The sequence below is a fragment of the Ancylobacter amanitiformis genome (genome assembly GCF_030814815.1).
Lineage (GTDB): Bacteria > Pseudomonadota > Alphaproteobacteria > Rhizobiales > Xanthobacteraceae > Ancylobacter > Ancylobacter amanitiformis.
Genome location: NZ_JAUSVR010000001.1, coordinates 650,188 through 674,671, shown reverse-complemented (window position 1 = coordinate 674,671; position 24,484 = coordinate 650,188). Strand labels below are relative to the sequence as shown.

Sequence of the window (24,484 nt, the reverse complement as noted above, 5' to 3'; positions counted from 1 at the left end):
CCCCGTGGGGGGCGGGGACAAGGCACGGGCGCGCGACATGCGGTGCCGTGACACGCAATTCGTTCATTGTCCCAGCCTTTCCAGCAGCGCCGGGACATGCACCTGGTCGGCCTTGTAGTTGCCGGTGAGCACATACATCACGAGATTGGCGCCGGCGCGGAAGGCGAGTTCGCGCTGGCGCGGACCGGCCGAGGACATGGGCAGCAGCGGCTGGCCGTCTTCCCCCACCGCCCAGGCGCCGGCGAGATCGTTGGAGGTGATGACCACGGGCGAGACGCCGTCGCCCGCGCGGGCCGGGCGCTCCTCGCCCTCCTCGGCGGCGGGCAGCGCCTCCACCCAGGTCTTGCCGCCCGTGAAGCGGCCGGGAAAGTCGCGCAGCAGATAGAACGCCTTGGTCAGGACATGGTCGCGCGGCACCGGCTCCAGTTCGGGAATGTCCAGCCCGGCGAGAATGGTGCGCAGCGTGTCATTGGCCGGCGAACCGGCGCCGTTGGAGCCGGGCAGCACAGTCTCGGCGTCGCGCGTGTCGAACACCACGGTGCCGCCCTGTTTCATGAAGGAATCGACGCGTGCCAGCGTCTCCGGCGAAGGCTTGGCCGCGCCCGGCACGATCGGCCAGTAGATCAGCGGGAAGAAGGCGAGTTCGTCGCGCGACAGATCCACGCCCATCGGTTCGCCGGCTTCCAGCGCGGTGCGCTCGCCGAGGAAGCGGGTCAGGCCGGCAAGGCCCGAGCGGCTGACCTCGTCGGTCTCGGCGTCGCCGGTCATGACATAGGCGAGACGGGTGGAACTGGTGGCCTTGACGGCGAAGTCGATCTCGGCCGGCGTCATCGGCTTGGCTGCGGGAGCCGCTGCCGCCGGCGGCGCCGTCTGGGCGAGGGCGGTGCCGCCGGGCAGGCCGGCCACCGTGCCGCCCGACATGCCGAGCGCGAGGGCGATGAGGAGCGCGGCGGCGGGAGCCGCGCGCCGCGTGGTGAGGCGCGACAGGCCGCCGCCGAGCACGAAGACGATCAACGAATCCACCAGCAGGAGGGCGATGAGGGCGATGAGCAGCGGCGTGCGCAGATCCTGCGGCGTGCCGGCGCGGTAGGGTTCCAGCGTGCCGAGGCCCGTGAGATCCAGCGCCACCAGCCGGTCGCGCGGCAGCAGCGCGTTGACGGCGACCAGCCCCTCGGGCGGGCCGTAGAAGCCGGGCGGATGGTCCGCGCTGGCGCGGCCGCCATAGCCGACCGGGATCGCCTTGGCGGTCGGCGTGGTCGGGCGGAAGGCGCCGAACCCGTCGAGCAGCCGGCTCGGCGCCACGGTCTCGCCCGTCGTCGCGTTGACGGTGGTGCCGCCATTGTCGGCTTCCGCCGCGCTCGACCCGCCCAGCGCCACCACGCGCCGCAGCATGTCGACGAAGGCGCCGGACAGCGGCAGGTTCGACCAGGACGTGTCGGCGGTGACGTGGAACAGAACCAGCGTTCCCGCCCCCCTGCGCTCGCCGGTGACGAGCGGGGTGCCGTCGGACAGCGTCGCCCAGGTGCGGGCGGCGAGCAGGCCATCGGGTTCGGCCAGCACCTGCCGCTGCACCGTCACGTCATTGGGCACCGGCACGTCGCGGAACGGGCCCTCCGTGGAGAAGCCGCCCAGCGTCTGCGGCTGTTCCCAGGAGAGCGAGCCGCCCAGCACCCGGCCGCCGCGCCGCAGCGTCACCGGCACGAGGTCGTCCGAACCATTGGCGAGGCGCGGGCCGGCGAAGCGAACCAGCACGCCGCCGCCCTCGATCCAGCGCGCGAGGCGGGCATGGGTTTCGTCCGGCAGCGTGCCGACATCGGAAAGGATGATGACGGGCAGTTTCTGGTCGATGAAGCGGTCGATCGCCTCGGAGGTGCCGGCGCCCTCGGCGGTGCGCACATCGGCGAAGGGGGCCAGCGCCCGGGTCAGGTAATAGGACGGCGCGAGCAGCGGCTGGCGCTGGTCCGCGGCGGTGCCCGAAACGAGCCCGACCGTGCGCCGGCGCCAGCGCTTGTCCAGCAATTGCACCGCGCCGGCCGAGGCCTCGTCGACGATCTCCAGCCGCGCGATCTCGTTGCGGATCTCCACGGGAAGGTCGATCCGCGCCTGCGTCTCGCGGGCGCCGGGCTCGAAATCGAACGCGGCCTGCCCGAGCGCGAGGCCGCGCATGTCCAGCGCCCGCACCACGCCCTCGCGCGGCAGCGTGTCGCGGTCGGCGCGCAGCACCTTCACGGTGAGCGCATCGATGGCATTGTCGGCGCCAGCCAGTGCCAGCGGCTCGCGCACGCCATCGGCGAGCGTGGTCAGCGGGTGCTGCCCGACGATCCGGGCGATCTCGGCGGGGATGGCGTCCCCCCCCTCCAGCGCCACGCCGTCCGAGAGATAGATGACCGCAGCGTCCGGTGTCGCCTCCAGCGCCTTGGCAAGGCTCGCCAGCGCGGGGGCGCGGTCGGGCACATGGGGAACCGGGCTGAGCGTGCGCAGCCGCTCGCGCGCCTCGGTCGGCCGCAGCACGCGCGTGTCGAGCGGAGGTTCGCCGGTGGGAATGAGGATGATACCGCGACCCTGCAGGTCGGCATCGGCCACCACACCCTGGGCGCTGGCGCGGCGCGCCTCCCAGCTGGCGGCGGCGGGCCAGCCGGAATCGATCAGCAGCACCACGGGGCCGGAAGCGGCGGGGCCGGCGACCGGCGGATTCCAGATGGGGCCGGCGGCGGCGAGGATGATGAGCGCGGCGAGCAGCAGCCGCAGCACGGTGAGCCACCAGGGCGTGCGGGCGGGCGTCTCCTCCTTCGGCGGAATGTCGAGCAGCAGGCGCGTCGGCGCGAAGGCGATGCGGCGCGGGCGTGGCGGCACCAGCCGCAGCAGGAACCACAGCAGCGGCAGGCCGACCAGCGCGGTCAGCACCAGCGGCGTGGCAAAGGCGAGGGGAAGTCCGAACAGCCCGTTCATGCCGCGTGCCCCGCATCGCGGGCCGCCGGCCTGTCGTCGGTCGACGCGGCCGGCTGCGCGCCTTCGGGATGGGCGGTGACGCCGAAGCTTCCGCCGCTCATGCGCGCATGCAGCGCCAGCAGCAATTCGCTCGCCGGCCGGTCGGTGCGGTGAATGATGAAGCTCCAGCCTCGTCGCTCGGCCTCATGGCGAATGATGGCGCGGTGCGTGGCGACGCGCGCCACATATTCGGCGCGTACCGTCTCGGCGCGGCCGATGGTGAGCTGCACGCCGCTCTCCGGCTCGCGGAACTCGACGCGGCCGGAAAAGGGGAAGGTCTCCTCGGCGGGATCGCAGATCTGCACGACATGGCCATGCGCGCCGCTGGCGGCGAGGCCGGCAAGGCTCGCCACCACCTCGGGCGTCGGGCTCCACAGGTCGGAGAGCACCACCACCTCGGCCAGCGGGGAGGGGGAGAAGGCGGGCGGCAGGCTCTCGGGCAGGCTCGGCGCGTGCACCAGCGATTCCGCCATCTTCTCCACGATGTTGCGCGCGGCGGTGGGGCGCAGGATGCCGGGAATGCCGACCCGCTCGCCGCCCTTCACCAGCACCTCGGCCAGCGCGAAGGCGATGACCAGCGCGCGATCGCGCTTGGTTTCCCACACCAGCGGCGAGGCGAACACCATGGAACTGGACAGGTCCGGCCAGATCCACACCGTGTGGGCGGCCTCCCATTCGCGTTCACGCACATAGAGGTGATCGTCGCGCGCCGAGCGGCGCCAGTCGACGCGGGCGGAGGGCTCGCCATCCATGAAGCGGCGATATTGCCAGAAGTTCTCGCCCGATCCGGCGCGGCGGCGGCCATGCAGGCCATGATAGACGCTGGCGGCGATCCGGCGCGCTTCCAGCACCAGGCGGGGCATGGCCGCGACGAGGCCGGCTGCATCCTGCGCCGCACTTCTCACCGCACTATCGGCATCGAACTCCACCCGATCAGATCTCCGTCACTTCGACAGGCGCGGCGGGGCCGGCCTCTCAGGGGCGATGCACATGCCCCGCGATTGCGGCGGGGGAAGGTTCGGCGGCTTTCGTGCCGCCGTTCTGATCCGGTTCAGCCGATCCGCCTGGCGAGCTTGGCGATCAGCCCGGACACCGTCTCGCCATCGGCACGGGCGGCGAAGGTCAGTGCCATGCGGTGCTTCAGCACCGGTTCGGCAAGCGCGATCACGTCGTCCACGGAGGGCGCGTAGCGCCCATCCAGCAGGGCGCGGGCGCGCACCGCCAGCATCAGCGATTGCGAGGCGCGCGGGCCCGGGCCCCAGGCGATGAATTTGGCGAACTCGCCGGCATCCGCGCCGGGACGGGCCGAGCGTACCAGCGAGAGGATCGCCTCCACCACCGATTCGCCCACCGGCAGGCGCCGCACCAGCCGCTGGGCGGCCGCCAACTCATCGGCGGTCATCACCGCGCGCGGCTTGGTCTCCTCGGCGCTTGTGGTGTCGAACAGGATCTTCCGCTCGGCGTCACGGTCGGGATAGTCGACGTCGACCTGCATGAGGAAGCGGTCGAGCTGGGCCTCTGGCAGGGGATAGGTGCCCTCCTGCTCCAGCGGATTCTGTGTGGCCAGCACGTGGAAGGGCTTGGGCAGGTCGTGGCGCATGCCGGCCACCGTGACATGGCCTTCCTGCATGGATTGCAGCAGCGCCGACTGGGTGCGTGGGCTCGCGCGGTTGATCTCGTCGGCCATCAGCAGCTGCGCGAAGACCGGGCCGGGAATGAAGCGGAAGGAGCGCCGGCCGCCCGCTGCCTCTTCCAGCACTTCCGCGCCGAGAATGTCCGAGGGCATCAGGTCGGGCGTGAACTGCACGCGGCGCGCATCGAGCCCGAGCACGATGCCCAGCGTTTCCACCAGCTTGGTCTTGGCGAGGCCCGGCACGCCCACCAGCAGGCCATGGCCGCCGGACAGGATGGTGATCAGCGTGCGCTCGACCACCGCCTCCTGGCCGAAGATGACCTGGCCGATGCCGGCGCGGGCCGCGCGCACATTGGCCGCCGTCGTTTCCGCCGAGCGGACGATCATGTCGTCGAGGGACTCGAAATTCTCGCCGGTGGCTGACGTCATGCGCTGATCCTCGTTCCGAACCCTGCTGCGTTCCGCGTCGGTCATGGTGCGCCGCAACAATACTTATTGCAATGCACCCGCCCGATACCATCTCAACGGCCCGGGTAGCCGGCGCGGACTTTCGCAGATGCAAGCTTACGCTATCTTCACACCGCGTCGACTATCGGGCGGGGCATCACGAAAGCGCGATTACGCCCGTATGACAGGAATGTGGCCGTGATTTCAGAGACTTCCGTGCGATTTGACGAATTGGTGCGTGCGGTCGGCGATGCGCCGGAGCGCGCCCTGCCGCCGATCGAGCGCTGGAATCCGCCCGATTGCGGCGAAATCGACATGCGCATCGACCGCGACGGCGTGTGGTTTCACGAGGGACGGCCGATCCGCCGGCCGGCGCTGGTGAAGCTGTTCGCCTCGGTGCTCACGCGCGAACAGGAGCGCTACGTGCTGGTGACGCCGGCCGAGAAGGTGGGGATCCGCGTCGAGGACGCGCCCTTTCTCGCCGTCGACATGGCGGTAGAGCCAACGGCCGGCGGCGAGACGCTCGTGTTCCGCACCAATCTCGACGATCTGGTGCGCTGCGACGCCGATCACCCCTTGCGTTTCGATCCGCAGCCGGGCAGCGACGAATTGCGACCCTATATCTATGTGCGGCGGGGCCTGTGGGCCCGGCTGACCCGCGCGGTGTTTCTCGACCTCGCCGAGCGGGTCGAGGAGCGCGAGATCGAGGGGCGCGCCATTTTCGGCGCCGCTTCCGCCGGCGCGTTCTTCCCTCTCGCGACGGCCGAGACCGTGAAGGCCAGTCTATGACGCATGCCGTGCCAGATCCTGCCGCCAGCGCGACGGAAATTCCCGCGAGCGAAATTCTCGTGACACTGGACGACTTCCTCGCCCGCGCCCGAACGCGCCTGCTCGCGGCGCCCGACCTCACCGGCGAGCCGCCGCGCGGCGACCATGAACTGACGCCGGAATTCCGCGGCATGGTGGATGCCCTGGCGGCGCGGACGGCGGCGGTGCTGATCCCGGTGATCGCGCGCCCGCGGCCGACCGTGCTGCTGACGCTGCGCTCCTCGCACCTGCCCGATCATGCCGGGCAGATCGCCTTTCCCGGCGGCAAGATCGATCCGCAGGATACGGGGCCGCTCGATGCCGCGCTGCGCGAGGCGGAGGAGGAGGTGGGGCTCGGGCGCGGCTTCGTCGCGCCGCTGGGCTATCTCGACGCCTATCTCTCGCGTACCGGCTTCCGCATCGTGCCGGTGGTCGGACTGGTGCAACCCGATTTCGGCCTGACGCTCAATCCCGGCGAGGTGGACGAGGCGTTCGAGGTGCCGCTCGATTTCCTCATGAGCCCCGCCAACCACCAGCGCGAAAGCCGCGAGTGGCTCGGCCTCATGCGCAGCTTCCATGCCATAACCTATGAGAAACGGCGCATCTGGGGCATCACCGGAGGCATTTTGCGCAGCCTCTATGACAGGATCTATGGCTGATGCTGCGCATTCTCCCGGAGATCGGGCTGTTCCTCCTGCCCTTCATCGCCTTCGCGCTCTATCTGCGCTTCGGCCGGCAGGTGGATAGCTGGCTCGGCGGCTGGTCGACGCGGGCCTTCCTCATCTGCTCGCTTGTCGCGGTGCTGCTGGTGGCGGCCAGCCTCTATATGATCGAGGCCTCGGGGCGCGGACCGACCACGGGCGCCTATGTGCCGCCAAGCTGGAAGGACGGCGTGCTCACGCCCGGCCATATCGAATGAGTGCGCCAACGACCTCTCCGCCGCGCAATCCGCTGCTCGACGGGCGGCCGGGTCTGGTCCAGGTGCTCGACGCGCTCGATCGCGATGGCGAGGAGGCCCGCATCGTCGGCGGCGCGGTGCGCGACTGGCTGATCGGGCGCGGTTTGCGCGCGGATATCGACATCGCCACCACGGCGACGCCCGACGAGGTGATGCGCCGCGCTCGTGCCGCCGGGCTGAAGCCGATCCCCACCGGCATCGAGCACGGCACGGTGACCATCGTCGCGCAGGGCGAGCCCTATGAGGTGACGACGCTGCGCGAGGATGTGGAGACCGACGGGCGGCGCGCGCGCGTGGTGTTCGGCCGTTCCTGGGCGCATGACGCGGCGCGGCGCGACTTCACCATGAACGCGCTCTACCTCACGCGGGCGGGCGATCTCATCGACCTGGTCGGCGGCGCGGCGGACGCGGCGGCGGGGCGGGTGCGTTTCATCGGCGACCCGGACCGGCGCATCCGCGAGGATTATCTGCGCATCCTCCGGCTGTTCCGTTTCCACGCCGCCTATGGGCGCGGGTCCTTCGACGCGGCGGCGCTGGCGGCGGCGATCCGTAACCGCGAGGGCCTTGCCCGGCTCTCGCGCGAGCGGGTACGGGCCGAACTGATGAAGCTGCTGGTCGCGCCGCGCGCGGCGCCGACGCTGGCCGACATGCAGGGCGCCGGGCTGCTGGAGCTTGTGCTGGGCCGGGCCGGCGCGGTCGAGACCTTCGCCCGTCTGGTCGAGGTGGAGACGGCGCTGGGACGGGGGCCGGATGCCGTGCGCCGGCTCGGGGCGCTCGCCCTGCGCCAGGGCCCGGACGGCGAGCGGGACGCGCTGGCGCTGCGCGAGGAACTACGGCTGTCCAATGCGGAGGCCGCGCGGCTCGCCGCCATGGCCGGCCCGGCGCCGACGCCGGCCATGTGCGAGAAGGGCCAGAAGGCGTTTGTCTACCGCATGGGGCGCGAGGCCTTCGAGGATCGGGCGCTGATCGCCTTCGCCCGTTCCCGCGCGCCGCTGGACGATGCCGGCTGGCGCGCGCTCGCCGCGCTCGCTGCCGGCTGGCCGCTGCCTGAATTTCCCCTGCGAGCGGCGGATTTCCTTGCCCGCGGCCTGCTGCCCGGCCCGGCGCTGGGTGCCGCGCTCAAGCATGCCGAAGAGGCGTGGATCGAGGCCGGCTTTCCCATTGGCGAGGACGCGCTCGCCACCATCGTGCAGGCCAGCCTGAAGGTGGCGCGATAGGCCGGCGCAGAAGGGGTGTGGCAGCGCTTTTCGCGCGTCAAGGTTGATGCGGCCTGATTTCCGGCGCAATGCGGGCTCGCAATCGCGACGCCGGGCATGGGGACGGCGAGCGGGGGATTCGGCATGAGCGCGGGCGAATGGCGTCGACCGGCGCGCGGGGTGGCTCTGGTCATTCTGGCGCTGCTTCCGCTCACACTCGCGGGCGAGGCGTCGGCGCGGGATTGGCCGGTTGAGGGCAAGCTGTTCGGCGAGCTGAAGAAGGACCGGCCCATCGGTTCAGCCGATGCCGGGGATTACGCCAGGGCCGAGGATATCAGCGGCATTGCTTGCGCCCGGAATGCCGGTTTTCCACGCTTGTGCATCGTGGTCGACGACCAGACACAGGGCGCGCAGATTCTGATCGTGAAGAAGGAGAGCGGCCAGGCCGGCGGCTTCATCCCGTTCCCCAGCCAGATCTTTCGCAACGCGAAGGGCAAGGAGAAGGTGCTCGATTTCGATGGCGAGGCGGTGGCCTATGCCGATGGCGCCTTCTATGTGATCGGCTCGCACGGCCGCCCGCGCCACGAGAAGGCGGGCCAGACGGCCGACAAGGCCGCCGAGGAGGACGCGAAGGCCGAGGCCAGCCGGCGTCTGTTCCGCATCGTCGTCGGGCCGGGAGCGGTCGACCTGTTCGGCGGATGGACCGGCAAGGCGCTGGAGGCGTGCCCGTCCGGCGCCTCGCCTCTGCCATCCGACCAGCGGAAGATGGGGCCATTGTCGTTCTGCCCGACGCGCCGGCTCAACGAGGCCATCGCCGCGCAGCCCGAACTTGCGGCGCTGAGCAACGCCGCGCTGCAGCAGCAGGGCCTGTCCATCGAGGGACTCGCCGTGCGCGACGGGCGGCTCTATGCCGGGCTGCGCACGCCGGTCATCGACGGCCGGGCCTTCATCCTCTCGGTGGCGGCGGGCCCGCTTTTCGGCTCCGGCCCGCTGGACAGCACGCTGATTCCCGTCGCGCTCGGTACCGACAGCCGCGGCGGCCCGCGTGGCATCCGCGATCTCGCCCCGTTCCGCGACGGCTTTCTCATCCTCGCCGGCCCGGCCAACGATCCGCCGGGCGATGCCGTCGCCATGGGCGACTATGCGCTGTTCCAATATGCCGATGGCCAACTCACCAGGCGGCTCAACCTCAAATCCTATGGCGCCAGGGTGAAGCCGGAGGGGCTGCTGCCGCTGACCGATGACGGCGGCAAGGTCGAGGTCCTGCTGCTGTTCGACGGCCCGGATGAAGGCGGCGGACAGACGGTGACATTCGATGCCCCCAAGAAGCCCGATGCCCCCAGGAAGCCCGATGCGGCCAAGAAGCCCGATGCGCCCGAGAAGCCCAAGGTCACCGCGAATCCGCCATCGCCCTGATCGACGGCCCCTCGGACCCGACCACCTATTCCGCCGCCGTGTCCATTTCGTCCGCATCGAGGAAGCCACCGGACTGGCGCTGCCAGAGCCGCGCATAGAGCCCGCCCTTGGCCACCAGCTCGGCATGGGTGCCGCTCTCGACGATGCGGCCGTGCTCCATCACCACCAGCCGGTCCATGCGGGCGATGGTGGACAGGCGATGGGCGATGGCGATCACCGTCTTGCCGGCCATCAGTTCGTCGAGATTGGTCTGGATCGCCGCCTCGACCTCGGAATCGAGCGCCGATGTCGCCTCGTCCAGCACGAGGATCGGCGCGTCCTTGAGCAGCACGCGGGCGATGGCGATGCGCTGGCGCTGGCCGCCGGAGAGCTTGACCCCGCGCTCGCCGACCTGCGCGTCGAGGCCGGTATTGCCGTGCGGATCGGAGAGCGTGTCGATGAAGGCATCGGCATGGGCGCGCCGCGCCGCTTCCCGGATCGCTTCCTCATCCGCCTCGGGCCTGCCGTAGCGGATATTGTCGCGCACCGAGCGGTGCATCAGCGAGGTGTCCTGCGTCACCACGCCGATTCTGGCGCGCAGCGTCTCCTGCGCGATGGTGGCGACGTCCTGCCCGTCGATCCGCACGCATCCGCCTTCCGCATCGTAGAAGCGCAGCAGCAGGCTCATCAGCGTCGACTTGCCTGCGCCCGATGGCCCGACCAGCCCGACGCGCTCGCCGGGGCGGATGGTCAGCGACAGGTGATCGATGACGCCCGCCCCCTTGCCATAATGGAAGGTGACGTCCTCGAAGCGGATCTCGCCGCGGGTCACGGCCAGCGGCGGCGCCTGTGGCGGGTCGACCACCGTGTGCGGGCGGGCGATGGTAAGGATCGCCTCCTGCACCGTGCCGACATTCTCGAACACGCCGGTCACCACCCACATGATCCAGCCGGACATGTTGGTGATTCGGATGGCGAGGCCGGTGGAGAGCGCGATGGCGCCCAGGTTGATCGCCTCGATCGACCACAGCCAGATGCCCAGCGCCCCGACCCCGCCCAGCATCAGGCTGTTCAGCATGCTGACCGTGAGCGCCATGCGGGTGATCTGGCGCTGCTGGTTCTTGAAATCGCCATTGTGCCGCTCCAGCGCCTCGCGGACATAGCCGTCCTCGCGGTCGCCATGGGCGAAGAGCTTCACCGTCATCATGTTGGTGTAGCTGTCGACCACGCGCCCGGAGAGCAGCGAATTGCTCTCCGACGTGGTCTTGGAGAGCTGGCGCACCTTCGGCACGAAGCGCGAGAGGGCGAGGATGTAGAGAGCGATCCACAGCACGATGGGAATGGCCAGCCGAAGGTCGGCCTCGGCGAACAGCACCACCGCGCTCACGGCATAGACCGTGACATACCACAGCGCGTCGATCACCTCGACCACCGAGCCGCGCACGGCGGGCCCCGCCTGCAGAACGCGGGTGGCGATGCGGCCGGCGAAGTCGCTCTGGAAATAGGCCAGCGACTGGCGCACCACCCAGCGATAGGACTGCCAGCGCACCAGGCTGCCGACATTGGCGGTTATCGACTGGCGCACCAGAAGGTCGTGCAGCGCGTTCGAGGCCGGGCGGGCGATGACGACGACGAAGGCCATCCACAGCAGCAGGCTGCCATGGTCGGTGAAGATCGTCGCCGGGCTGGAGGATTGCAGCAGGTCGACGATCTGCCCGATATAGCGGAACAGCGACACCTCGACGATGGCCACCAGGAAGGCAGCGCCGAGCGCGGCGACGAAGATCCATCCGCTCTGCCGCACGAAGTGCCAATAGAACGCCAGCAGCCCTTCCGGCGGCCGCACGATGGGCACCGGGCGCAGCGGATCGACCAGATTCTCGAACCAGGAAAAGATGCGCGTGAACATGGGCGCCTTCTGAACCGTGGATACGGCACCAGTGTGTCGGATGAGCCTGCGGAGCGTTTCCCCGCACGGTGTCACCGGGCCGTAAGCTAGGGATCGCAGACAGGCTCTCCAGCAAGGGTCCGGGGGACACATCATGCGGCCGCGCCATACCGAGAACCATTTCGTCGACCGGGCCGGATGGCTGCGCGCCGCTGTGCTGGGTGCCAATGACGGCATCCTTTCCACCGCCAGCCTGATCGTCGGCGTCGCCGCGGCGAATGCCGACCCCAGCGCGGTGCTGCTGGCCGGCATTGCCGGCATGGTCGCCGGCGCCATGTCGATGGCGGCGGGCGAATATGTCTCGGTGTCCTCGCAGGCCGATACCGAGCATGCCGACCTGGCGCGGGAGACCGCGGAACTGGCCGCCGATCCCGCCGCCGAGCACGCGGAGCTGGCGGCGATCTATATCGGGCGCGGCCTCGATCCGGCACTGGCCGATCAGGTCGCCCGCCAGCTGGCGGCGCGGGATGCGCTGGAAGCCCATGCGCGCGATGAACTCGGCATCAACGAGATCACCACCGCGCGGCCGGTGCAGGCGGCGTTCGCCTCGGCCGCAAGCTTCGCGGCCGGTGCGTTCCTGCCGCTGCTCACGGTGCTGGTCGCGCCCACCTCGGGATTGCCGATCACCGTGTCGGTGGCCGCGCTCCTCTTCCTCGCCGTGCTCGGCGTGGCCGGCGCGAAGGCCGGCGGGGCTGATCCGGTGAAGGCGGCGACGCGCGTCACCTTCTGGGGCGCTCTCGCCATGGCGCTCACCTACGCGATCGGCGCGGTGTCGGGAACGATGGTCTAGGCGCGGCCGGCGGCCTTTGGCCCGGCACCCTTCCAGCACTTCGCCCGAGGCGCTAGAAGCGCGTCACGCGCATCCGGGGAATTGCCATGACCGCCGATATCGAGAGCCGCCAGCAGACTGCCCGTGCCTGGTTCGAGGAGCTGCGCAACCGCATCTGCGCCGCCTTCGAGAGACTGGAGGACGCGGCGCCCGCCGGCCTCTATCCGGGCGAGGCGGGGCGGTTCAAGCGCACCCCGTGGCAGCGCACCGACCATGCGGGCGGGGCGGGCGGCGGCGGGGTTATGGCAATGATGCACGGCCGACTGTTCGAGAAGGTCGGCGTGCACTGCTCCACCGTGCACGGGGAATTCGCCCCCGAGTTCCGCAAGCAGATTCCCGGCGCGGAGGAGGATCCACGCTTCCACGCCACCGGCATCTCGCTCATCGCCCACATGCACAACCCGCATGTGCCGGCGGTGCACATGAACACGCGCTTTGTGGTTACCTCGAAAGCCTGGTTCGGCGGCGGCGCCGACCTCACCCCGGTGCTCGATGCCCGCCGCACGCAGGACGACCCGGACACGATCGCCTTCCACGCGGCGATGCGCGGGGCGTGCGAGGGGCGCCCGCAGATCGACTATGAACGCTACAAGACGTGGTGCGACGAATATTTCCATCTGCCGCACCGCAAGGAGTCGCGCGGCATTGGCGGCATTTTCTACGACTGGCTCGATTCCGGCGACTGGGAGGCCGATTTCCACTTCACCCGGGCGGTCGGGCTCGCCTTCCTCGACATCTATCCCCACCTCGTGCGCGCCAATTTTGCTACCCCGTGGAACGCCGCCGAGCGCGAGGAGCAGCTGGTACGGCGTGGGCGCTATGTCGAGTTCAACCTGCTGTATGACCGCGGCACGATCTTCGGGCTCAAGACCGGCGGCAATATCGAATCGATCCTCTCCTCCATGCCTCCTGTGGTGAAGTGGCCGTGAGCTGAGCCCGCGCGGCGACGGGCGGATCGCGCTCAGCCCGGGAAGCCGCCGGTCTGCCGCAGCGCTTCGCCCAGGATGATGGCGCCGGCGATCGCGACATTGAGCGAGCGCGCGCCCGCAACGAGCGGGATGATGATTCGCGCCTCGGCCTCCGCGTGCACCTCCTCCGGCACGCCGGCGCTTTCCCGGCCGAGCAGCAGCACATCGCTCTGCGCGAAGGCGAAGCCGGTATGGGGCACCGCGCCGCGCGTCGTGCACAGCACCAGCCGCCGCCCCTCCGCGCGCCGCCAGGCGTCGAACGCGGTGAAGCTGACATGGCGGCGGATCGCCACACGGTCGAGATAGTCCATCCCCGCCCGGCGGAAGCCGGCATCGCCGACGGGAAAGCCGGCCGGCTCGATAATGTGCAGCGGCAGGCCGAAGCAGGCCGCGGTACGCGCCAGCGTGCCCGCATTCTGGGCAATGTCGGGTTGGTAGAGGGCGAGGGCGAGGGGCATCACGTCATCTGTCGGCGAAGCGGCGGGGGCGGCGCGAGGACGCAGGGGAATCTCTGCCGCCGGATCCGGCGCAAGGCAAGGCAGGATCGGGGCGGGGGGCAGGACGCACTGCCGCACGGCACTCATCTGGACAAGGGCCGGTTCCGATGCAATTAGAGGCACTCGAAGGTAAGGTCGACCGCGGACCGTTCCTGTCGTGTTCGCACGACGCGAGGCATGGTTCGGAGCAAAGGCGACGGCGTGGGGGAGCGCCGCGGTCATTAGGCACAAGGGGAAGGGAACCATCGTGGCAACATCCGGGACGGCGGAACCTACCCGCCGCGACTTCCTGTATCTCGCGACCGGCGCGATGGGCGCGGTTGGCGCCGCGGCTCTGGCGTGGCCTTTCATCTCCCAGCTGCAGCCGGACGCCTCGGTGCTGGCGATGTCCTCCACCGAGGTCGACCTGACGCAGGTGGCCGAGGGGCAGATCGTCACCGTGAAGTGGCGCGGCAAGCCGGTCTTCGTGTGGAACCGCACCCCCGAGGATATCGCCAAGGCGAAGGCGACGGAGCTTTCCGCGCTGATGGACCCGGTGGCGCGCAACGCCAATCTGGCCCCCGACGCGCCCGCCACCGACGAGAACCGTGCCGCCGAAGGCGCGGGCCGCGAGAAATGGCTGGTCGTCATCGGCATCTGCACGCATCTGGGCTGCGTGCCGATCGGCCATTCGGGCGAATATGACGGCTGGTTCTGCCCCTGCCACGGCTCTGAATATGACAGCGCGGGCCGCGTGCGGCGCGGGCCGGCGCCGGAGAACCTGGCCATTCCGCCCTACAAGTTCGTGTCCGACACGAAGATCTCCATCGGCTGAGCCGGCGTTCAGGGATACTCACAGATGAGCGGACACTCCACCTTCGAGCCGAAGCACCCGGCGCTCAAGTGGTTCGAGAGCCGGCTGCCCCTGGTCGGCCTTCTCCATTCCTCCTTCGTCTCCTACCCCACCCCGCGCAACCTCAATTACTGGTGGACCTTCGGCGGCATTCTCTCGCTGATGCTGGTCTGCCAGATCGCGACGGGCGTGGTGCTGGTGATGCACTACACGCCGCATGCGTCGATGGCGTTCGATTCGGTCGAGCACATCATGCGCGACGTCAGCTATGGCTGGCTGCTGCGCTACATGCATGCGAACGGCGCCTCGATGTTCTTCATCGCGGTCTATATCCACATGTTCCGCGGTCTCTATTACGGGTCCTACAAGGCCCCGCGCGAAGTGCTGTGGATCCTCGGCTGCATCATCTACCTCCTGATGATGGCCACCGCCTTCATGGGCTATGTGCTGCCGTGGGGCCAGATGAGCTTCTGGGGCGCGACCGTCATCACCAACCTGTTCTCCGCCTTCCCGGTGGTGGGGCCGACCATCGTCGAATGGCTGTGGGGCGGCTTCTCGGTCGACAACGCGACGCTGAACCGCTTCTTCTCGCTGCACTACCTGCTGCCCTTCATGATCGCGGGCGTCGTCGTCCTGCATGTCTGGGCGCTGCATGTGGTGGGCCAGAACAACCCGACCGGCGTCGAGCCGAAGTCGGACAAGGACACCGTGCCCTTCACGCCCTACGCGACCATCAAGGACGGGTTCGGCATGGTGTGCTTCCTGATCTTCTTCGCGTGGTTCCTGTTCTACATTCCCAACTATCTCGGCCATGCCGATAACTACATCCCGGCCAACCCGCTGGTGACGCCGGCCCACATCGTGCCGGAATGGTACTACCTGCCGTTCTACGCGATGCTGCGCGCGGTGCCGTCCAAGCTCGGCGGCGTGCTCACCATGTTCAGCGCCATCATCGTGCTGTTCTTCGTGCCGTGGCTGGACACCTCGAAGGTGCGTTCGGGCCGCTACCGTCCGCTGTTCAAGCAGTTCTTCTGGATCTGGATCGCGGTCTGCATCGGTCTGGGCTGGCTCGGCTCCAAGCCGGCCGAAGGCGGCTACGTGATCGCCGGCCGCATCCTCACCGTGTGGTACTTCGCGCATTTCCTCATCGTCCTGCCGCTGCTCGGCCTGTTCGAGAAGCCGAAGGCGGTGCCGGCTTCGATCACCGAGGCGGTACTGGGGAAGAACAAGGGCGGCGCGCCCGCCTCGGCTGGCGTCTCGGCGCCGCAGACCAAGGGTTGAGCGGGATCATCATGAGCACGACCATGTCCTTCCGTTCTTTCCTTCTGCGTCCGCTGGCGGCCTGCGCGCTGGTCATCGGCATCGGCTTCGCCCCGGCGCTCGCCGCCGAGGGCGCGCCCCATCCGCCGCGCGAGGACTGGAGCTTCGCCGGTCCGTTCGGCAAATATGACCGGGCGCAGCTGCAGCGCGGCTTCCAGGTGTTCAAGGAGGTCTGCGCCTCCTGTCACTCCGCGCATCTTCTCGCCTTCCGCAACCTTGCCCAGCCGGGCGGGCCGGAATTCTCCGAGGCGCAGGCCAAGGCGGTGGCCGAGGGCTACCAGGTGCAGGACGGACCCAACGACGCGGGCGACATGTTCGATCGTCCGGGCCGCCTGTCCGACCGCTGGCCCTCGCCCTTCCCGAACGAGCAGGCGGCGCGCGCCTCCAATGGTGGCGCCTATCCGCCGGACTTCTCGACGCTGGCCAAGGCGCGCACCTATGAGGTGGGCTTTCCCGGCTTCCTGATCGACATCCTGCTGCAGTATCAGGAGCAGGGCCCGGATTACATCCACGCGCTGCTCAACGGCTACAAGGATCCCCCCGAGGGCTTCAGCCTGCCGGAAGGCGCGCACTATAACGAGTTCTTCCCCGGCCACGCCATCAAGATGCCGCAGCCGATCTCGGAGGGGCAGGTGACCTATTCCGACGGGTCGCCGGAGACGGTCGAGCAATATTCGCACGACGTCACCGCCTTCATGATGTGGGTCGCCGAGCCGCATCTCGAAGCGCGCAAGCGCCTTGGCTTTCAGGTGATGATCTTCCTCATCATCTTCGCCGGTCTGCTCTACTTCACGAAGAAGAAGGTGTGGAAGAGCGTCGAGCACTGAGTTCGGCGCGGCGTCTGCCCGGATACGGATAAGCGAAGGGCCCCTGATGGGGCCCTTTTTGTTGTACGGGCACGTGCCGTTGGTGCCGATCGCGAAACCGTCACATTCTGGTTTCCAGCAGCCCTCGCGGCTTTCCAGCAGCCCACGCCTCCCTCGCTCCCGGTGCAGGCTCGCCGCCGCAAGGCAGGGATTGCCGCGAAGCCCGGCCGTGGCGTGTTGAGTCGGGCGGCGTGGGTCAGGCTGACGGAGAGCGAAACCCAGCACGGGCCAAGGTGAGCATCAGGGCGGGCCGGTCGGACATGCGTCTGCCGTCCGGCAGATAGTGCCCGAGCACGGCGATGCCGGTGCAGGCGAGCGCCGCCCCATGGGCGAGATGGTCGATGGCCCGCAGCGATACCGCCTCCGCGTCTGACGCGGGCAGGTCGCCGGCCGTGGCCACCTGGAAACGCCCATTCAGCACCTGCCTCAGACGGGCAGCCAGAGCGACAGGCGCGCGGATGCGGGGAATGTGCTGGTTGAAATCGCCCAGCAGCAATCGAAAATCCCCTGACGGCCTCGGCAGAAGTCGGTCGAGCGCGTTGAGGTAACGGCCATGCTCCTCCCAGCGCGCCCTGCCGTTCGGGCGGCCGGCATCAGGCCAGGGGATGCAGACGCCGGTCGCCGTGATCGGCCCCAACCGGGTCACGGTCGTTGCCTGTATGAACCGGGAGGCGGGAAGCTCGGGATCGCCCGCCGGATCCGCATCGCTCCAGGGCTGGCGGCTCCACAGGACAACCTTGCGCACGCCGGAATGCACTCGGGCGGCAGTGAAAGGCTGGCTGGCGATCCAGTGACCCTCTGGCAGCAGATCGGGCGAGGCCTCCGTCAGGCAGACGAGATCGGCCGGCTGGGCCGCGTGAAGGCGCGGGCGGCGGCACCCGTCGGCGAGCCCGCATGCCGCTTGTCGACGCTCCAGAGCGGAACGCGGAGCCCGGCCCCTCCCATCACGCCTCCAGCCGCTCCACGAACACGCAGTTCGTCAGCTCGAAGGCGAGGCGGCCCTCCTGGTCGACAGCGGTGTCGTGGGTGAAGACGAGGCCCCATTCGGGGCGCGACTGGCTCGGCTTCTTCGCCACCACCTCGCTGGTGAAGGTCAGCGTATCGCCGGCCCGCACAGGGCGGAGCCATTTGAGGTCCTTGAAGCCGGGGGAGGGCCCGACGCGGGGCACCTTCTTGCCCTCGCGCCGCAGCGCCTCGTGCTGCTGCGTGCAGACCTGCGCCCGCAGGCGCGAGGCGATGGCGGCGGTGTGCCAGCCGGAGGCGACCAGCCCGGCGAAATGGGTGCGCGCCCCGGCTGTGCTGTCGAGATGGAAGGCCTGCGGGTCCCAGGCCCGGGCGAAGGCGATCATCTCCGCCTCCCGGAAGGTGTAGGAGCCGAGCCGTGTGATCTGCCCGATCTCGATATCCTCGAAGAACAGCATGGGATCCTCCCGCCTCAGAGCAGCCGGAAGCCGGGATTGCGCCGGCCGAACATGACGGTGCCGACCAGATCCGCCATCACCTCCGCGCCCGCGTCGATCAGTTCGAAGCGGAACTTGACCAGCCCGAGTTCCGGCCGGCTCTTGGATGAGCGGGTCTCCAGCACCCGCCGCCGGAGGCTGAGCACGGCGCCGGGATGGACGGGCCTGAGGAAGCGCACCTCGTCGAGGCCCGGCGAGCCGAGGCAGTCGGCATTGGTGAGAAATCCATCGGCGGCGAGGCGCATGAAGATGCAGCACAGGTGCCAGCCGGACGCCGAGATGCCGCCGAGCCGCGTCGCTTCGGCGGCGGAATCGTCGAGATGGATGGGGGCAGGGTCATATTCCCGGGCGAAGGCGACAATTTCCTCGCGCCCGACGACATAGCGACCGCACGTGGCGACATGGCCTTCGGTGAAGTCCTCCCAATATTGCTGCATCTAGCTTCCTTCACCGCAGAAGCGCTTTCGAGCGAAGTGAGTGCCGGTTCGCGAGAAAAACGCGTCAAACCAAGAACCTGGAGCCTTTCCGGTGAACCGGGGTTCCCCGCAAAGGCTGTGGCGCGGGCGAAGCATCACGCTTCCGCCCCGTGTCGGATCGCGATCACACGGGACGGCGCGCCCTGGGTCAAGTGCTGGTATCGCTATCAGGTCGGTTCAGTTGGCGAAGCGGAAATGCAGCACGTCGCCATCGGCGACGACATATTCCTTGCCTTCGAGCCGCAGCCGCCCGGCATCGCGCGCGCCGGCCTCGCCCTTGCCCTTGACGTAGTCGTCATAGGCGATGGTCTCGGCGCGGATGAAGCCCTTCTCGAAATCCGAGTGGATGACGCCCGCCGCCGCCGGTGCCTTGGTGCCGGCGGTGATGGTCCAGGCGCGGGCTTCCTTCGGGCCGACGGTGAAATAGGTGACGAGCTTCAGCAACTCATAGCCGGTGCGGATGATGCGGTTGAGGCCGGGCTCCTCAAGGTCGATGGCTTCGAGATAGTCCTTCTGCTCCTCGGCCGGCAGCACGGCGATCTCGCTCTCGATCTTGGCCGAGACCACCACCGCCTTCGCGCCTTCCTCGGCGGCACGGGTGAAGACCTCCGCCGAAAGCGCGTTGCCGGCCTTCGCCGAGGCTTCCTCGACATTGCAGACATACAGTACCGGCTTGGAGGAGAGCAGGCCGAGCATGCGGAAGGCCTTTTCCTCCTCCGGCTTCACCTCGACGAGGCGGGCCGGCTTGCCCTCGCGCAGCAGCACCAGCGCGCGGGTCATCAGGTCGAGCAGTTCCTTGGAATCCTTGTCGCCGCCCTTGGCCTTCTTCTCCAGCGCGCCGGCGCGCTTTTCCAGGCTGTCGAGATCGGCGAGCATCAGCTCGGTCTCGATCGTGTCGATGTCGCTGATCGGCGCGAGCTTGCCCTCGACATGGGTCACGTCCGAATCCTCGAAGCAGCGCACCACATGGGCGATCGCGTCGCATTCGCGGATATTGGCGAGGAACTGGTTGCCGAGGCCCTCGCCCTTGGAGGCGCCGCGCACCAGCCCGGCAATGTCGACGAAGGTCAGGCGGGTGGGGATGATCTGGCCGGAGCCGGCGATTGCCGCCAGCGTCTCAAGCCGCGCATCGGGCACGGCGACGTCGCCGACATTCGGCTCGATGGTGCAGAACGGGTAATTCGCCGCCTGCGCCGCCGCGGTCTGCGTCAGCGCGTTGAAGAGGGTCGACTTGCCGACGTTGGGCAGGCCGACAATGCCGCATTTGAAGCCCATGATGCGATGCTCTGTCCGGTGAGATGTTTGCCGCCGTGGTTAGGCAAGTGGCGCCGCCCGCGCAAGGGGCGAAGAGTGTCGGGGCCGGCGCCGGGACGAAGGCTCTAGCGCTTGCCCGCGCCGGGCAGGTCGACGGCGCCGAAGCCGCGCGCCTCCATGAGGAGATGCAGTCGGCTCTGGAATTCGTCGAGCCTGCGCGCGACCAATAGCCCGGCCAGTTCGGCGCAGCCGTCACTCACCGCCTCGACCCAGGCCTGTTCGGCCTTGGCGAAGTCGCCCAGCACGAAGCTGTGCACCAGCGCCTTGTCGCCGGGATGGCCGATGCCGAGGCGCACCCGGCCGTAATCATTGCCGCAATGAGCGGTGATGGAGCGCAGGCCGTTATGCCCGGCATTGCCGCCGCCGATCTTGGCACGCACCTTGGCCGGCGGCAGGTCGAGTTCGTCATGGAAGGCGAACACGTCCCCGAGTTCGATCTTGTAGAAGCGCTGGGCTTCGGCGACCGCCCGGCCGCTTTCGTTCATGAAAGTTTCCGGCAGCAGGGCAAGCACCTTCTGCCCCTCGATCTCGCCTTCGCAGGCCGCGCCCTGGAAACGCCGGCGCCACGGCGAGAAGCGGTGGCGGCGGGCAATCGCGTCCACCACCATGAAGCCGATATTGTGCCGGTTGCCGGCATATTTCGGGCCCGGATTGCCGAGGCCGGCGAAGAGGAACACCGATCATCTCCATAGAGCGCGGCCCAGCCGGCGCGGACACCCCGCATGCGCGGCCGACGAAGCCGTCTCCGCTCGAAACGACAGGAGCCGGAAGCGAACTTCCGGCTCCATCGACGTCAGGCGGCAGGCGAGAGTGCCCGCCGGCGCGCGGGATCAGCCCTTGGCGGCTTCCGCAGCGGCGGCGGCCGCCTCGTCGGCCTCGGCCTCCTTGAGGCCGGTCGGCGCGGTGATGGTCGCCAGCGTGTCGTCGCCATGGCCGGCCCAGGTCACGCCCGCCGGGAGGGTGATCGCCGACAGGTGGATCGAATCGCCGAAGCTGTACTGGGCCACGTCGACTTCGATCGACTCCGGAATGGCATCGGCCGGCGCGTTCAGCGAAACGGCATGCGTGACGATGTTCAGGGTGGCGCCCTGCTTGATCGCCGGAGCGGTGTCGTTGTTGAGGAAGTGCACCGGCACGTCGACGGTCAGGCTGGCGCCGGCGACCACGCGCAGGAAATCGACATGCAGCGGCAGATCCTTGATCGGATCGAGCTGGTAGTCGCGCGGAATGACGCGGTGCTTCTCGCCCTCGATGTCGATGTTGAACAGCGTGGTGAGGAAGTGGCCGGCATAGATGATGCGGGTGATCTCGGTATAGTCGAGCGTGATGCCGACGGGGGCCTTGCCGGCTCCGTAGATGACGGCGGGTACGCGACCGGCGCGGCGTTCTGCACGGGCGGCCCCCTTGCCGATCTTCGTGCGCGCCGACGCCTTCAGTTCCTTGATGGCGGTCATGGCTTGATCCTTACATGGTTGCAAAAGGAGAAGGCCGCTCGCGCGGCCCGGTCCTTCAGGCTTGGCAGGTTTTGCCTGCAGCGCGCCTCCAGGGGTGCGGAAAGGCTGCGGACGGGCGGGCTAATACCAGCAAAACCGTTGCAGGGCAACGCCCGCGCCGCCGGCGCGCCGCGAGTGGCCCGGCTTAGACATGGCCGGCTCAGAAATGGCCGGGCTTAGAACTTGCCCAGCACGCCGGCCTTCACCACGCCGCTGGCATTGGCATCGGCGGGCGAGGTGCGCTCGACCGAGATGAACTGTTCATAGCCGTTCCCCGGCGTGCGCAGCTCAACGCCAGTGGTCGTGGTGCGGGAATTGTTCACCTCGACGCTGGCGTCCAGCTTGTGGTCGCCGAGCCCGAGCGGGGCGAGCGGCACGGTATATTTGCTGCCCACCGCCACATTGTCCGAGACCGAGGGCGCGCTGGTGCTCGCCGAGGCGCTGAGCGTGCCGGTGCTGTAGACGGCGAGGTTGTCCTGCTCATAGCCCACGCGGCCGGTGACGGCGGCCGAGGCGCCGCCGGCACTGGCGCCAGCGAGGCCTGATTTCGGCGCCGAGCCGCTCGCGCTGGTGGAGACGGCGACGCTGGCCGGCCCGTGGCTGAGGTCGACGCTGGTCGGCAGTGGGTCGGACGATCGGATCACGGCCGGCTTGCGCACGGGCAGGAGCTGGTTCGGCGCCGGCGGCGGCTTGACGGGCTCCGGCGTATCGCCGCCCAGGCCCAGGCTAAGCACCTGCCAGAGCGAGGGAGCCTCGCCATCCGGCTCGGGCTCCGCCACGACAGGCTCGGCTACGGGGGCAGGCCCGGCAGGCTGGGCTGCCTGCTGGGCAGCCTCATAGGGGGAGGTGCTCGGTTCTGGCTCCGAATCATCGGGAGGCGTGACGGTGATGGCGATTCCCTGCCAGGGATTGGCGGAGGGCGAGGACGCCGCGCGCCCGAGCGACTGAGCCTGTGCGGGGGCGGCGAGGGCCAGCGTCAGCAGCGCGGGCAGGGTGACTTTGAGCGGGTGCCACCGCGCGATTTTGAGCGCCGTCATCAGCGGGCTTGCCCAGCCCGCGCGCCGCATGGGGGTACGCGTCATGTCGTCGTCCGGTTCGGGGTCGCGAGCCCGAACCGTGGCGGTGAAGTGTGGAACGATCATGGCGCAGTGCACCATGATCTCGGCTTATTATTAAATGTCCGGCGGTTAGGTAAAACCGTGCCGTCTTCGGCGCCTCAGTCGAACAGGCTGGAAACGCTCTCTTCATGCGCCGTTCGGCCAATCGCCTCGGCGAGCAGGCTGGCGATGGAGACCACGCGGATGTTGCGCGCCACGCGGACCGCTTCGGTCGGCTGGATCGAATCGGTGATCACCAGTTCCTTGAGGTTGGAGGCGGTAACCCGCGCCACGGCCCCGCCCGACAGCACACCATGGGTGATATAGGCATGCACCTCGGTGGCGCCGCGCGCCAGCAGCGCATCGGCCGCATTCACCAGCGTGCCGCCGGAATCGATGATGTCGTCGACGAGGATGCAGCGCTTGCCCTTCACATCGCCGATCACGTTCATCACCTCGCTCTCGCCCGGCCGCTCGCGACGCTTGTCGACAATCGCGAGCTGGGCGTCGATGCGCTTGGCGAGCGCGCGGGCACGCACCACGCCGCCGACATCCGGCGAAACCACCATGAGGTTCGACAGGTCGAAGCGCGCCTTGATATCCGCCACCATCACCGGCGCCGAGAACAGGTTGTCGGTGGGGATGTCGAAGAAGCCCTGGATCTGGCCGGCATGCAGGTCGACGGTGAGAACACGGTCGGCGCCGGCATGGGTGATGAGGTTCGCCACCAGCTTGGCGGAGATCGGCGTGCGGCCGGAGGAGCGGCGATCCTGGCGGGCATAGCCGAAATAGGGGATCACCGCGGTGATGCGCCGGGCGGAGGAGCGGCGCAGCGCATCGGTGATGATGAGCAGCTCCATGAGATGGTCGTTGGTCGGGAAGGAGGTCGACTGCAGGACGAACACGTCCTTGCCGCGGACGTTTTCCTGAATCTCGACGAAGATTTCCATGTCCGCGAAGCGGCGGACAACCGCCTTGGTCAGCGGCGTCTTCAGATAGGTGCAGATCGCTTCCGCCAGCGGCCGGTTCGCATTGCCGGCGACCAGCTTGATCGACCCGTTATTATTCGACATTTCCGGCGCGCTCCAAGCCGTACTTCCACCGCCGGCCGTCGCATGGCCGTCGCGCAGCCCTGATAGGCGGGCCGGTCGGCGCTGTAAAGGCGACTCGTTTTCGCCACGCCCGCTTGTTCGGACGTGTTGCGCCGGGCACGCACGAAATCCCGGCCTCAGGGACGCGCGGCGAAGGTGAGCGCGGGGCCGGCGGGTGCGGCCGGACTCTCGGCAAAGGCCGCGCCGGGCTCCTCGGCTTCGGGCGACGCGGCTTCGGGCGTCGAGGAGCGGGCGATGGCCGGGCCGTTGGTCGGGTCGATCGGCGGCGAGGCGGCGGGGTCCTCAAGCTCCTCGGCGGGAGCGGGCGTCGGCCGCGCGGCGCCGGCGGGGGAGGGCTGGGGCCGGCCGGTATTGGCGGCGAGGCGGGTGGAAATCTCGTCGAGGCTCTGGGCGGCGATGCGGCCGAGCGTCTCGTCGTCGATCTTGTTCCACACATCCTTGCCGGGGCCGACCTTCTCGGTGCCGGCCACGCGCAGCACCCGCTCGCGGTCGGCGTCGAACACGTCCCACACCCAGTCGACTTCGCCCTTGCCGTTCTGCACCACGGTGGCGAGATAGCCGCGCACGCGATAGGCGGCCTCGCCCTCGCGCGAGACGATGGGCATCTGGCGCGTCTGCGCCTCGGTGGAGAGGGTGGCGACCAGCTTGTCGAACACCGGCTGCGGCGGACCATCGATCGAATCGAAGGCGATGGACTGCCTGGCGGGAGAGATGGCGGCGGAGGCGACGGGTTTGCCGCCGTTGGTCTGGCAGGCCCCGAGGGCCAGTGCGGCGAGGAGCGCCGCGGTCGTCGGCAGGCGCCGGCCCAGATGCCGGCGGAGTCGATCGATCATGAACCCGTCCCCTGC

At 69.1% G+C, this 24,484-nt stretch carries 24 protein-coding genes; 10 read left to right on the top strand and 14 right to left on the bottom strand.

Annotated elements, in window-relative coordinates:
* Nucleotides 1–63 precede the first annotated feature (63 nt).
* From QOZ99_RS02960 to QOZ99_RS02950, 3 genes are all read right to left on the bottom strand, one after another.
* A complete protein-coding gene (locus tag QOZ99_RS02960) occupies nt 64–2,940 on the bottom strand; it encodes a DUF4159 domain-containing protein (protein WP_370876784.1) in 2,877 nt (958 codons plus the stop codon).
* Nucleotides 2,941–2,945: 5 nt separating this feature from the next.
* On the bottom strand, nt 2,946–3,917 hold the full coding sequence (locus QOZ99_RS02955) for a DUF58 domain-containing protein (RefSeq protein ID WP_306888392.1): 972 nt from the start codon (nt 3,915–3,917) through the stop codon (nt 2,946–2,948).
* Nucleotides 3,918–4,039: 122 nt separating this feature from the next.
* Nucleotides 4,040–5,050, bottom strand: coding sequence for an AAA family ATPase (locus QOZ99_RS02950; protein WP_306888391.1), 1,011 nt, complete (start codon nt 5,048–5,050; stop codon nt 4,040–4,042).
* A gap of 216 nt (nt 5,051–5,266) precedes the next feature.
* Between QOZ99_RS02950 and QOZ99_RS02945 the strand changes: the two genes are divergently transcribed.
* The 5 genes from QOZ99_RS02945 (at nt 5,267) to QOZ99_RS02925 (ending at nt 9,445) form a co-directional block, all read left to right on the top strand.
* A complete protein-coding gene (locus tag QOZ99_RS02945) occupies nt 5,267–5,857 on the top strand; it encodes a DUF1285 domain-containing protein (protein ID WP_306888390.1) in 591 nt (196 codons plus the stop codon).
* Nucleotides 5,854–6,534 carry a CoA pyrophosphatase gene (locus QOZ99_RS02940; RefSeq protein ID WP_306888389.1) on the top strand — a complete coding sequence of 227 codons (681 nt, stop codon included), beginning with the start codon at nt 5,854–5,856 and terminating at the stop codon, nt 6,532–6,534. The genes QOZ99_RS02945 and QOZ99_RS02940 overlap by 4 nt, the downstream gene beginning before the upstream one ends.
* Nucleotides 6,534–6,794 carry a DUF6111 family protein gene (locus tag QOZ99_RS02935; RefSeq protein WP_306888388.1) on the top strand — a complete coding sequence of 87 codons (261 nt, stop codon included), beginning with the start codon at nt 6,534–6,536 and terminating at the stop codon, nt 6,792–6,794. Before QOZ99_RS02940 ends, QOZ99_RS02935 begins: the two co-directional genes overlap by 1 nt.
* On the top strand, nt 6,791–8,050 hold the full coding sequence (locus tag QOZ99_RS02930) for a CCA tRNA nucleotidyltransferase (RefSeq protein WP_306888387.1): 1,260 nt from the start codon (nt 6,791–6,793) through the stop codon (nt 8,048–8,050). Before QOZ99_RS02935 ends, QOZ99_RS02930 begins: the two co-directional genes overlap by 4 nt.
* Before the next feature lie 123 nt (nt 8,051–8,173).
* Nucleotides 8,174–9,445 carry a DUF3616 domain-containing protein gene (locus tag QOZ99_RS02925; RefSeq protein WP_306888386.1) on the top strand — a complete coding sequence of 424 codons (1,272 nt, stop codon included), beginning with the start codon at nt 8,174–8,176 and terminating at the stop codon, nt 9,443–9,445.
* A 25-nt stretch (nt 9,446–9,470) separates the two neighbouring features.
* Here QOZ99_RS02925 and QOZ99_RS02920 read toward each other — a convergent pair whose 3' ends face one another.
* Complete coding sequence (locus QOZ99_RS02920; protein ID WP_306888385.1) at nt 9,471–11,333, bottom strand: ABC transporter ATP-binding protein; 1,863 nt, start codon at nt 11,331–11,333, stop codon at nt 9,471–9,473.
* 133 nt (nt 11,334–11,466) lie between these two features.
* Between QOZ99_RS02920 and QOZ99_RS02915 the strand changes: the two genes are divergently transcribed.
* Complete coding sequence (locus QOZ99_RS02915) at nt 11,467–12,162, top strand: VIT1/CCC1 transporter family protein (RefSeq protein WP_306888384.1); 696 nt, start codon at nt 11,467–11,469, stop codon at nt 12,160–12,162.
* A gap of 86 nt (nt 12,163–12,248) precedes the next feature.
* Nucleotides 12,249–13,130, top strand: a complete 882-nt coding sequence (hemF, locus tag QOZ99_RS02910) for an oxygen-dependent coproporphyrinogen oxidase (protein WP_306888383.1) — start codon at nt 12,249–12,251, stop codon at nt 13,128–13,130.
* Between the two features lie 32 nt (nt 13,131–13,162).
* Here the strand turns inward: hemF and QOZ99_RS02905 are convergent, their stop codons facing one another.
* Nucleotides 13,163–13,627 carry a tRNA (cytidine(34)-2'-O)-methyltransferase gene (locus QOZ99_RS02905; RefSeq protein WP_306888382.1) on the bottom strand — a complete coding sequence of 155 codons (465 nt, stop codon included), beginning with the start codon at nt 13,625–13,627 and terminating at the stop codon, nt 13,163–13,165.
* Nucleotides 13,628–13,913: 286 nt separating this feature from the next.
* On the opposite strand from QOZ99_RS02905, the gene petA reads away from it, so the two are divergent.
* Genes petA through QOZ99_RS02890 form a run of 3 tightly spaced genes read left to right on the top strand, consistent with a single transcriptional unit; the run spans nt 13,914 to nt 16,645 of the window.
* On the top strand, nt 13,914–14,480 hold the full coding sequence (petA, locus tag QOZ99_RS02900; RefSeq protein ID WP_306888381.1) for a ubiquinol-cytochrome c reductase iron-sulfur subunit: 567 nt from the start codon (nt 13,914–13,916) through the stop codon (nt 14,478–14,480).
* Nucleotides 14,481–14,504: 24 nt separating this feature from the next.
* The gene (locus tag QOZ99_RS02895) at nt 14,505–15,779 is read left to right on the top strand and encodes a cytochrome b (RefSeq protein ID WP_306888380.1); all 1,275 of its coding nucleotides are present in this window, start codon (nt 14,505–14,507) and stop codon (nt 15,777–15,779) included.
* 23 nt (nt 15,780–15,802) lie between these two features.
* On the top strand, nt 15,803–16,645 hold the full coding sequence (locus QOZ99_RS02890) for a cytochrome c1 (RefSeq protein ID WP_306888379.1): 843 nt from the start codon (nt 15,803–15,805) through the stop codon (nt 16,643–16,645).
* Nucleotides 16,646–16,880: 235 nt separating this feature from the next.
* On the opposite strand, the gene QOZ99_RS02885 is transcribed toward QOZ99_RS02890, so the two are convergent.
* From QOZ99_RS02885 to QOZ99_RS02845, 9 genes are all read right to left on the bottom strand, one after another.
* On the bottom strand, nt 16,881–17,429 hold the full coding sequence (locus QOZ99_RS02885; RefSeq protein ID WP_306888378.1) for a hypothetical protein: 549 nt from the start codon (nt 17,427–17,429) through the stop codon (nt 16,881–16,883).
* Nucleotides 17,430–17,628: 199 nt separating this feature from the next.
* A complete protein-coding gene (locus QOZ99_RS02880) occupies nt 17,629–18,105 on the bottom strand; it encodes a MaoC family dehydratase (RefSeq protein ID WP_306888376.1) in 477 nt (158 codons plus the stop codon).
* Between the two features lie 14 nt (nt 18,106–18,119).
* Nucleotides 18,120–18,581 (bottom strand): MaoC family dehydratase, encoded by a 462-nt coding sequence (locus QOZ99_RS02875; protein WP_306888375.1) that lies wholly within the window; start codon nt 18,579–18,581, stop codon nt 18,120–18,122.
* A 216-nt stretch (nt 18,582–18,797) separates the two neighbouring features.
* The gene (gene ychF, locus QOZ99_RS02870) at nt 18,798–19,895 is read right to left on the bottom strand and encodes a redox-regulated ATPase YchF (RefSeq protein WP_306888374.1); all 1,098 of its coding nucleotides are present in this window, start codon (nt 19,893–19,895) and stop codon (nt 18,798–18,800) included.
* Nucleotides 19,896–19,999: 104 nt separating this feature from the next.
* Complete coding sequence (gene pth, locus QOZ99_RS02865; RefSeq protein ID WP_306888373.1) at nt 20,000–20,611, bottom strand: aminoacyl-tRNA hydrolase; 612 nt, start codon at nt 20,609–20,611, stop codon at nt 20,000–20,002.
* Between the two features lie 153 nt (nt 20,612–20,764).
* Entirely contained in the window at nt 20,765–21,388 is a 624-nt protein-coding gene (locus QOZ99_RS02860) for a 50S ribosomal protein L25/general stress protein Ctc (RefSeq protein ID WP_306888372.1), read from the bottom strand.
* Between the two features lie 215 nt (nt 21,389–21,603).
* Nucleotides 21,604–22,509, bottom strand: coding sequence for a hypothetical protein (locus tag QOZ99_RS02855; RefSeq protein ID WP_306888371.1), 906 nt, complete (start codon nt 22,507–22,509; stop codon nt 21,604–21,606).
* Nucleotides 22,510–22,643: 134 nt separating this feature from the next.
* Nucleotides 22,644–23,597: a ribose-phosphate pyrophosphokinase gene (locus tag QOZ99_RS02850; protein WP_183190031.1), complete on the bottom strand. Its 954-nt coding sequence runs from the start codon at nt 23,595–23,597 to the stop codon at nt 22,644–22,646.
* A gap of 155 nt (nt 23,598–23,752) precedes the next feature.
* Nucleotides 23,753–24,469: a hypothetical protein gene (locus tag QOZ99_RS02845; protein WP_306888370.1), complete on the bottom strand. Its 717-nt coding sequence runs from the start codon at nt 24,467–24,469 to the stop codon at nt 23,753–23,755.
* Nucleotides 24,470–24,484 lie beyond the last annotated feature (15 nt).